The sequence below is a fragment of the Rhodovulum sp. genome (assembly GCF_011048875.1).
Classification (GTDB): domain Bacteria; phylum Pseudomonadota; class Alphaproteobacteria; order Rhodobacterales; family Rhodobacteraceae; genus Rhodovulum; species Rhodovulum tesquicola.
This window is the reverse complement of the sequence record NZ_DSDD01000359.1, coordinates 1-3,460: the sequence shown is the minus strand read 5'-3', so window position 1 is coordinate 3,460 and position 3,460 is coordinate 1. Positions and strand designations below refer to the sequence as shown.

Annotated in this window: 6 protein-coding genes; 4 read left to right on the top strand and 2 right to left on the bottom strand. The window is 68.8% G+C overall.

Features of this window, described 5'->3' with window-relative positions; genetic code table 11:
* The 4 genes from ENN83_RS12620 to ENN83_RS12605 form a co-directional block, all read left to right on the top strand.
* Positions 1–213 (top strand): hypothetical protein (locus ENN83_RS12620; RefSeq protein ID WP_414707663.1); only part of this gene is annotated, 213 nt, incomplete at its 5' end.
* Positions 206–499 (top strand): FliM/FliN family flagellar motor switch protein, encoded by a 294-nt coding sequence (locus ENN83_RS12615; protein WP_287187504.1) that lies wholly within the window; start codon positions 206–208, stop codon positions 497–499. The genes ENN83_RS12620 and ENN83_RS12615, both read left to right, overlap by 8 nt.
* Positions 500–502: 3 nt before the next feature.
* The gene (gene fliP, locus ENN83_RS12610) at positions 503–1,243 is read left to right on the top strand and encodes a flagellar type III secretion system pore protein FliP (protein WP_287187502.1); all 741 of its coding nucleotides are present in this window, start codon (positions 503–505) and stop codon (positions 1,241–1,243) included.
* Between the two features lie 245 nt (positions 1,244–1,488).
* On the top strand, positions 1,489–1,704 hold the full coding sequence (locus ENN83_RS12605; protein ID WP_287187500.1) for a hypothetical protein: 216 nt from the start codon (positions 1,489–1,491) through the stop codon (positions 1,702–1,704).
* A 146-nt stretch (positions 1,705–1,850) separates the two neighbouring features.
* On the opposite strand, the gene ENN83_RS12600 is transcribed toward ENN83_RS12605, so the two are convergent.
* A complete protein-coding gene (locus ENN83_RS12600; RefSeq protein ID WP_287187498.1) occupies positions 1,851–2,954 on the bottom strand; it encodes a flagellar basal body P-ring protein FlgI in 1,104 nt (367 codons plus the stop codon).
* Positions 2,951–3,460: flagellin (locus ENN83_RS12595; protein ID WP_287187496.1), on the bottom strand; the 510-nt coding region annotated here is incomplete at its 5' end. The genes ENN83_RS12595 and ENN83_RS12600, both read right to left, overlap by 4 nt.

Sequence of the window (3,460 nt, the reverse complement as noted above, 5' to 3'; positions counted from 1 at the left end):
GCCGAGAACCGGGCGGCGCTGGAAGACCTGATCTCGGCCGATCCCGGCCTGCCGCTCGCCGTGGTCGAGGACGACACGCTGGGCCCGGGCCAGGCGCTGGTCTCGGCCGGAACTGCCGAAAGCGAAATCGACATCGACGGGATGCTGTCCGCGATCCGGACGGCGCTCGACGAATTCCTGACCACCCAAGAGGAGAGCCGCTGCCATGTCTGACCCCATGTCCGAGGATCCGGCCGCGGCGCCGGGCGCAAGGCTGCTCGACCAGGTGCCGATCGAGATCACGGTTTCGGTCGGCAAGGCCCGCCCGCTGCTGCGCGATCTGCTGCGGATCGAACGCGGCGGCGTGCTGCCGCTGGACCGCCGGATCGACGAACCGGTCGAGCTTTACATCGGCGACCGGCTGATCGCGCGCGGTGAATTGCAGGAGGTCGAGGGATCGCAGCCCGGCCAGATCGCGGTGCGGCTGACCGAGGTCATCGACACCGTGACGGGCGGCTGAGCGATGCGCGCGCCCCTGGCCCTTGCCGTGATCGCGCTGGCCGCGCTCGCCCTGCCGGCGGGCGCGCAGGAGATCTCGATCTCGCTCGGCGGCGAGGGCGGTTCGCTGGCGGGACGGGGCGTGCAGCTGATCCTGCTGATCACCGTGCTGAGCCTGGCACCCGGGCTGGCAATCATGGTGACCTGCTTTCCCTTCATCGTCACCGTTCTGGCGATCCTGCGCCAGGCGATCGGGTTGCAGCAATCGCCGCCCAACATGCTTCTGGTCAGCCTGGCGCTGTTCCTGACCTATTTCGTGATGGAACCGACCTTCACGCTGGCCTGGCAGGAGGGCGTGACCCCCCTGATCGAGGAAACGCTGCCGGTCGAAGAGGCGATCCCGCGCATCATCGACCCGTTCCGCGCCTTCATGGCGGCCCGGGCCGAGATCGACACCTTCGACGCGCTGGCCGCATTGCGGCCGCAGACCGATCCGGAGGTGCCGATGGCCGAGGCGCCGCTGTCGGTCCTGGTGCCCTCGTTCATGCTGAGCGAGATCGGCCGGGCCTTCGAGATCGGCTTCCTGATCTTCCTGCCCTTCCTGATCATCGACCTCGTGGTCGCGGCGATCCTGATGTCGATGGGCATGATGATGGTGCCGCCGGTGATGGTCTCGATGCCGTTCAAGCTGGCCTTCTTCGTTGTGGCCGATGGCTGGACGCTGATCTCCGAGGCGCTGGTGCGCGGTTATTTCCCGGGCGGATAGACCGCCGGGCCGAGGGCAGGGACCGGGCAGGCCCGCGCGGGCCATGATCGACTTCTGACCGCGAGGGCTGCAATGCGCGCCCGGTCGCGCCGACCCGCAGACCCCGGCGCCCTCTCGGCATCGCGCATGGCCCGTCGGGCAAGCGCCGTTTCTTGCAGAGACGTCCCCTCTTTCGAGAAAGCTGCTGTCATGGGGCGCGCCAGCGCGGTGGGCCCGAAGGCCGGGGGGGCGGGATGGCGCGGCGCATGCAAGGCGATCATGCCCGGCGCAAGGCGCATGAGCAGGATGGGTCGGGGGTGCAGCGTGACGGCAACGGGCGGGACGATGCCGCCCCGCGGCAATTGCCCCGCCCTCGGCATCCTGCGGATATCGAGGCGGGTTGTGCGGTTTCGCAGGGCCATGCCACCAAGCGCGCGCCGGAGCAGGGGCATCCGCATTGGGCGCAAGGGCTTGGGGCGTGATGTTCCGCCAGAGGACCGGCCCGCAGCGGGCGGCAGCGGGCGGTCCGGCCCGGTTCGCCCGGGCCGAGGGTCAACCGCACCGCGAAACCCGCGTGCTCAGCGCAGGTCGAACTCCGCGCGCTCAACGCAGGACGAAACCAGCGCGCTCAACGCACGACGAATTCCGCGTGCAGCGCGCCGGCGGCCTTGATGCTCTTGAGAATGTCGATCATGTCGCGCGGCGACACGCCCAGCGCGTTCAGCCCGGCCACAACCTCGGAGAGCGAGGCGCCTCCAGGCACCTCCGCAAGGCCAATCCCCGGCTCTTCCCGGATATCGGCCCGGGTCCGCGGCACGACCACGGTCTGCCCCAGCGCGAAGGGGTTGGGCTGGACGACCATCGGCTCTTCCTCGATCCGGAGCGTCAGGTTGCCCTGCGAGACGGCCACGCGCGAGATGCGCACGTCCTCGCCCATCACGATCGTGCCGGACCTCTGGTCGACGACGACGCGGGCCTTGCGCTGCGGCTCGACGGTGATGCCCTCGATGCGTTGCAGCGCATGGGCGGGCGACGGGGCCCGGGTTGCGCGGATGTCGAGCACGACCGTGCCCGAGTCGATCATGCGCGCCACGCCGCGCCCGTAATTGTTGTTGATCGCCGCCTCGATCCGGCCGGCGGTGGTGAAATCGGGACTGCGCAGCGCAAGCCGCAGCGAGGTCAGCGTGCTGAAGTCGAAATCGATCTCGCGCTCGACCCGGGCGCCGGAGGGAATGACGCCCGAGGTCGGAACCCCCTGGATCACGGTGGCGCCCTCGCCTTCGGCCGCGGCGCCGCCGGCGATCACGGTGCCCTGGGCCACGGCATAGATCTGGCCGTCCGCGGCGTTCAGCGGGGTCATCACCAGCGTCCCGCCCAACAGGCTCTTGGCATCGCCGATCGCCGAGACCGTCACGTCGATCTGCGAGCCCGCGCGCGAAAACGGTGGCAACTCGGCGGTGACGAAGACCGCGGCGACGTTCTTTGGACGGAACTGTTCGCCGGTAACGTTAACGCCGAGCCGTTCGAGAATGCCGGACATGATCTCTTCGGTGAAGGGGGCGTTGCGGATGCCGTCGCCCGAACCGTTCAGGCCGACCACGAGGCCGTAGCCCACCAGATCGTTGCCGCGCACGCCGTCGAACTCGACCAGATCCTTGATGCGGATCGGTGAGGCGAAGGCCGGAAAGGCAAGAGAGACGGCAAGAAGGACGGTCAGGATCCCGCGCATCATCTGAGGAAGTCCACCAGTTTGAGGCGCGAAAGGCGCGCGGTGATGGTATAGATCGTCTCGAGCTGGGTCTCGGCGGCCTTGAGTTCGCTTGCCGCATCGTAGGGGTCGACCGCAAGCATGTCGAGCCGGGCAAGCTCCAGCATCTGGCGGCTGGAGGCGTTCTCGGTCTTGATGGTCTCGACCTGCGCCTGGGCGGTGCCAACCTCGCCACGCAGGGCGGTGAGATCGGTGGCATTCGTCAGAAGCCCCCCACCAACGGCCACGGCCAGGGCCTTGCGCTGCACGAGGTCGCCGCCGAGGACGGTGTTGTCGGAGAGGAGCGCACCGGCGACCAGAAGCTTGAGCGTGTTCCGGATAGTGGGATCCGCCGCGGTCACGTCGAGGGCCAGGCTGTTGCGATCGTTCAGGCGCGCAGGCCCGACGGGGGTGTCCGATCCCAGATAGCCCAGGGTATCGAACCCGCCGCCCGGCGTCTCGAACCAGAGGTCGACCGCATCCAGCACATC